General features: G+C 69.6%; 4 protein-coding genes. All 4 read right to left on the bottom strand.

Annotated features, from left to right (window positions below):
- Nucleotides 1–2,711: translocation/assembly module TamB domain-containing protein (locus tag VGE49_RS05155; RefSeq protein WP_473964836.1), on the bottom strand; the 2,711-nt coding region annotated here is incomplete at its 3' end.
- Nucleotides 2,708–4,501 (bottom strand): autotransporter assembly complex protein TamA, encoded by a 1,794-nt coding sequence (locus tag VGE49_RS05150; protein WP_331033499.1) that lies wholly within the window; start codon nt 4,499–4,501, stop codon nt 2,708–2,710. The genes VGE49_RS05150 and VGE49_RS05155, both read right to left, overlap by 4 nt.
- A gap of 56 nt (nt 4,502–4,557) precedes the next feature.
- A complete protein-coding gene (locus tag VGE49_RS05145; RefSeq protein WP_331033498.1) occupies nt 4,558–4,836 on the bottom strand; it encodes a hypothetical protein in 279 nt (92 codons plus the stop codon).
- 110 nt (nt 4,837–4,946) lie between these two features.
- Nucleotides 4,947–5,429, bottom strand: a 483-nt coding sequence (locus tag VGE49_RS05140; RefSeq protein WP_331033497.1) for a CoA transferase, incomplete at its 5' end; no start/stop codon positions are given.

The following is a 5,429-nucleotide window of genomic DNA, read 5'->3' as shown; positions in this document are numbered from 1 at the left end:
TTCAGGTCGACATTGGCCGAGCCGTTCAGCCTGTCGCCCGCGCCCTGCAGCGAAACACGGCCGGTGACCTGGCCGCGCAGGTCGGGGACGAGAGAGCCCATTTCGACGTTGGTCAGCTCGGCCTGGATGGCGCTGCCGGCCTTGTCCTGACGCAGCTCGCCGGTCAGGACGCCGCCGCCGACGCCCAGGTCGACACGGATGACGCGGCCGTCGCCGTTCAGGGCGATGACGGCGGGGGCGCGGGTGGTGAAGGCGACCTCGCGCACGCGGCCGCCACCGCGCAGGGTGACGCTCTGGGCCGGGCCCTGGCGCGAATATTCGCCCGTGCCGTTGAACTGGACCGGATTGGGCCCGCCGACGTCGGCGGCCAGGGAGAAGGGCAGGCGCTCCAGCGTGCCCTGGCCCTTGAGCGAGAGGTTGCGGACCACCCAGGTTGAGCCGGCCAGGCGGACGTTGCGGCCGGTGACGTCCAGGACGGCGCTCTGATCTCCGCCTCCGTCGGTCAGGCGCACCCGGCCATTGGCTTCTCCCGAGGCCAGGAAGGCGCCCTGACGCGCGGTGAAGGTCAGGTCCGCGCTGGAGGGATAGTTGTTGGACAGGGCGATGGCCCCCTGGGCCGTCACGCCGCCCGCGTTGACGTCCACCTCGGTCAAGCGAAGGCTCTTGCCGCCGAGGAAGAAGTTCCCCGACGCCCGCGCCGGGCCGTAGTTGGAGCCCGAGTTGAGCACGATCCGTCCGTCAGACGCGTCGGCGCCCCTGCGGAAGCTGAGGATCAGATCGGCGTTGGTCAGGATCAGGCCGCCGGCCGCGACCTTGTCGAAGGCGGCGCGCAGGTCAGCCCTGGGCTGGGCCAGGGTGCCGGTCAGGGCGCCGTTTCCGCTCATGGCGCCGTCGATGGCCACGGGACCGACGCCGAACGGCCCGTGCGCGTCCCAGTCCAGGGCCAGACGCAGCTTGCCGCCCTCGATCAGGCCCTTGGCGCCCATGCGCCCGGCGGCGCCCGTCAGTTCGCCCCGGTTGATGGCCAGGACACCCCGGTCATAGGTTCCGGCCATGGCCAGACGCGGGGTCTGACCCAGAAGGCGATCCAGTTCGTCCATGCCGACGCTCAGGCGCGAGGCGCGGCCGTCGAAGCTGATGGTCCAGGGGCCGTTTCGGGCCTTGCCCGCCTGGATCGGTCCCTTGAAGGAGCCCTTGGCGCCGGGGCGGATACGCGAGATGTCGGTGATGTCTGCATCACCGCGGAAGCTGAGGCCGCCGGTGAGGTTGCGGCCGCCCGATCCGGTCAGGGTCAGGGCCTGGCCTCGCCCGTCGATCTTCTTCAGCAGATAGGCGCCGTCGGAAGTGCGCGAGCCTTCCAGCTTCACATGGGGGGTGGCACCCAGCAGGGCGCCGATGATGCCGGCCGTCGAGCCGCCGACGGCGCGGGCGTCGGTGACGACATCGAACTGGCCCTTGTTGTAGCTGAGGTCGAGCGGCCCCGAGACGCGGGCGGCGCGATAGCTGGCGATGTCTGTGTCCTGAAGGCTGGCCGAGCCCTGTAGGCTCCAGCGGTTGGCGTCGCCCTTGAATACGCCCGTATAGATGGTCGCACCAGCCAGGGTCGGGCCGGCCAGACGGGTGAGCGAGGGCGTCGCGACCGTCAGCTTGACGCCGTCCGGCGCGGCGCGCTGCTTGAGGTTGATCAGGCCCGAGGCGCGGGTGGTGATGTTCTCGGCGGTCAGGGTCCAGCTCATGGCCTGGACATCCTCGGCGTCCCGAACCGGCAGGCTGGCGAAGCCGAAGCGGGCCGTCTGGCCGATGCGGCGGGCGAAGGGCTCCAGCAGGTCCGAGCCCGAGAAGTCGGCGGCGCCGCCGATCCGGGCGCCGGTCTTGCCGTAGCGGCCCTTGACGGTCAGGGGGATGAAGTCGCCGGTCTTCACCTCGACATCGACCCGTTCGCCGTTGACCACGGCGATCGCCGAGAAGGGCCTGTCGGGGGAATAGCCCAGCGCGCCGGCGATCGGGCCGCCCTGGGCCTCGCCGGCGCGCAGGTTGACCCGCAGGTCCTCGGGCTTCTTGCCGATGATCGCCTTGAGCAGCAAATGGTCGCCCTGGCGGTTCAGGCTGAAGGCGTCGACGTTGATCTTCTTGTCGCCCCGACGCGGAACCTCGGCGTCGCCGCTCAGGGTCCAGCGGCCGTATTCCTTGGAGAAGCCCTCCATCAGCTCGACCTTGGCGCTGAACTTGTCGATGTCGATGCTCAGGGCCTGGGGGCCGCCGGGCTCGGTCCGCGGCTCGAACTGGGGACGGCGGAGCAGACGGATCTGGTCCGCGCGGATCTCGGTCGCATGGAAGCGCCGCATCAGCAGGGGCCAGTAGGACCAGTCGAGGCGAACATTGGTCGCCTCCAGCCAGACGCCGTCCGCATCGGTGATGGTCACCCGTTCCAGGGTGAAGTCGTCGAACAGGTCGCCCTTCAGGCCCTCGACGTTGATGCGGCCATAGCGGCTGATCTTCTTGCCGGCGACGAAACTGGTGATCAGTTCGCGGCCGGAATCCGAGACCAGATACATTCGCCCGCCAATCGCCAGGACGATGCTCAGGGCCAGCAGGGCGGCGACCACGACGCCTGAGACGAAGGCGATGAGCTGCAGACGCGTGCGTTTGCGCTTCTCGGCCTTGGCCGGCGTTTCCGCTTCGGGTTCATGAGGCGGAGGAGTGTCGGTCAAAACGCCTGGCCGATGCTGATGTAGAGTTGGAAGGCCGCGTCGCCCTCGCGCTTGTTCAGCGGGACGGCGATATCGGCGCGCACCGGGCCGAACGGCAGCTTGTAACGGACCCCGACGCCTGCGCCGTAGCGCATGTTGGTCAGGTTGGGCGTCTCCTGGAAGCCGATGGCTCCGGCGTCGACGAAGCCGACGGCCTGGAACTTCTGGCCGATGTCGTGGCGCACCTCGATCGAGGTCTCGAACAGCGACAGGCCGCCGCGCGGCGTGTTGTCGGGCAGGCGAGGGTTGATGCTCTGATAGGAATAGCCGCGCACCGAGCCGCCGCCGCCGGAATAGAAGAGGCGGTCCGACGGCACCGTCAGCTCCTCGCCGCCGACGATCGAACCGATACGGGCGCGGCCAGCCAGCACCGTTTTGGCCCCGTCCTGCAGGGGCAGGTAGGCCGTGGCCTGGCCCTCGGTCTTGAGGAACAGGACGGTGTCCTCGCCCGTCACGGCCGTCGGCTGGGCCGACACGTAGAGACGATAGCCGCGGGTCGGATCCAGCGGATCGTTGGAGCGATCCATGAAGGCGATGGCGCGCCCCGTCACGATGGCCAGGTCGCGATCGAAGGTGATCGGCGCCTGGGTGATCGGGTCGAAGCGGTTCTCTGTGTACTGTCCCGCGTCGACGCCGAGGCCGTAGGTGAAGAAGGAGGTCTTGCCGATGCGCTGCGACAGGTCGGCGTTCACGCTGACGGCGCTGCGGTCATAGGCGTCGGTCTGCTCGTTGATGAGGTAGCCGGACAGCTTCAACGTCCGGCCGGCCTTGCCCCAGTGGGGGAAGCTGGCCTCGGCGCCCAGGCGGCTGTCGATGCTGGCGTAGCGGCCGCCGTACTTCAGCGTCGCGGCGCGGCCGAAGCGGTTGTAGCGGGTTTGGAAGACGTCGACGCCGACGCCTTCGGCGGTCGAATAGGTGGCGCCGGCCTCCAGCAGGCTGCGCGGACGGTCCGACAGGCCGACGACGACCGGGCGCAGTCCCTCGGGCGTCACCTGATCCAGCGAGGCCAGGGAGACGTTGACGCCGTCATAGACGCCGGTGTCCAGCAGACGCCGCTCCAGTTCGGCCACGTCCTCGGGGTCGTAGCGGTCGCCGGCCTTCCACGGGGCCAGATTGGCGACCCAGTCGGGGTTGGTCGGCCCCCGGGTGCGCACCAGCACGCCGTCCAGCCGCACCAGCTCGCCCGAAGCGATGTTGAAATTGGGCTGCACGGTGAAGGTGGCGTGATCGACGACCACCCGGCGGGGTTCGGCCTTGGCGTCGGCGTAGCCTTCGCGCGTCAGGTTGGCGACGATCCGGCCCTCGGCGTCCAGGATGTCGGCGGCGCGACCCGGATCGCCCGGCTTCAGGCCGATGTCGGCGGTGGCGGCGGACTGTGCGGCGGGGTCAGGCACGGGGGCGACCCAGTTGACCTTGGTCTCGCTCAGTTCAAAGCGCCGTCCGGGCATGACGGTGACGACGGCGACCGGCTTTTCCTCGCCCTCGACGTCGTCCTGCAGCGTCGGCTGGTAATAGCCTTCAGAGCGAAGCAGGGCCTGGGCCGCCTCCATGGCCGAGCGCGCGCGGCGGCGGGCCTCGAAACGGTTGGCGGGGGCTTCGTCGACCTGACCGACGGCCTGCTCCAGCCGTCGACGCAGTTCGGCGTCGACGTCGCCGCGAATCTCGGCCTTGGGCTGGGCGGCGACCGCCGCGTGGCCGCACACGGCCCAGAGCGCCACGCTGGCGAGAAGGAGATGAGACCTCGACGTCAAACTGGAGCCTTGGGTTCAGGGCGCGACAACCGGAAGCGAACGCCGCTCAAGCGGAATCAGTAGAACAGCGTATCGCTTTCCGGCTGCACCGTCTGTTCCGAGGTGCGGGTTTCGGGCGGCAGGGCGTCGACCGGAGGCGGGGCCTCGGTCGCAACCGGAGCCTCGGCCACGGCGGGCGCGGCCGAGTCTTCGGCGGCGGGGGCGGCGGGCTCTTCGGTCTGGACCTCGACGGCCTCGTAGTCGTTTTCCGAACGCGGCTCATCGCAAGCCGCCAGGGTGGTGGCGGCGGCCAGGCCTGCGGCCAGGAGCAAACGTTTTACAATCAATCGGTTCATCTGGTTTTTCTTCCCCCTGTGGGGTGGCAAACGTCGTCTGCCCGGCTGGGTTCCCTCGGCTTGTCTACCGAACGAGAATGAACCGCAACTGAACCCTTTTCGTCACGGCTTCAGGCGTTTTCGTTCGTCCAGTCGGCCAGGGCCTGATCCAGCGGCAGGAGAGGGCGGTCGGCGCTGATCGGCGCGGCTGCGGCGGCGAAGCGCGGCGCGGGGGCGGGCTGATCGATTCCGGCGCTCACGAAGGTCCCGCGCGCCTGATTGTGAGGGTGCGCCGGCGCCTCGCTCAGGGACAGGACGGGGGTGACGCAAGCCTCGGTCCCGGCGAAATGCGCCGCCCAGTCGTCGCGGTCGCGCGTGGCGAACAGAGCGGTGAAGCGGGCCTGCAGGGCGGGCCAGTTCTCCCGGTCGAACTGCGGCGCTTCGTCAGGCGTCAGGCCAAGCCCCCTGATGAGGGCGGCGTAGAAGCGCGGCTCCAGCGCTCCGACGGCGACGAAGCCGTCGTCGCGGCAGGCGTAGCAGCGATAGAAGGGCGTGCCGCCGTCCAGCAGGTTGGCTTCACGCCGCTCGCTCCACAGGCCGCGCGCCCTCAGGGC

Source organism: Brevundimonas sp. (assembly GCF_036405315.1).
Classification (GTDB): Bacteria; Pseudomonadota; Alphaproteobacteria; order Caulobacterales; family Caulobacteraceae; genus Brevundimonas.
Note: the sequence above shows the minus strand (reverse complement) of the source record. Positions and strands in the feature narration are given on the sequence as shown.

Coding starts and splice junctions, on each gene's coding strand:
- VGE49_RS05145 (WP_331033498.1), bottom strand. CDS start 4,836: ATGAACCGATTGATTGTAAAACGTTTGCTCCTGGCCGCAGGCCTGGCC.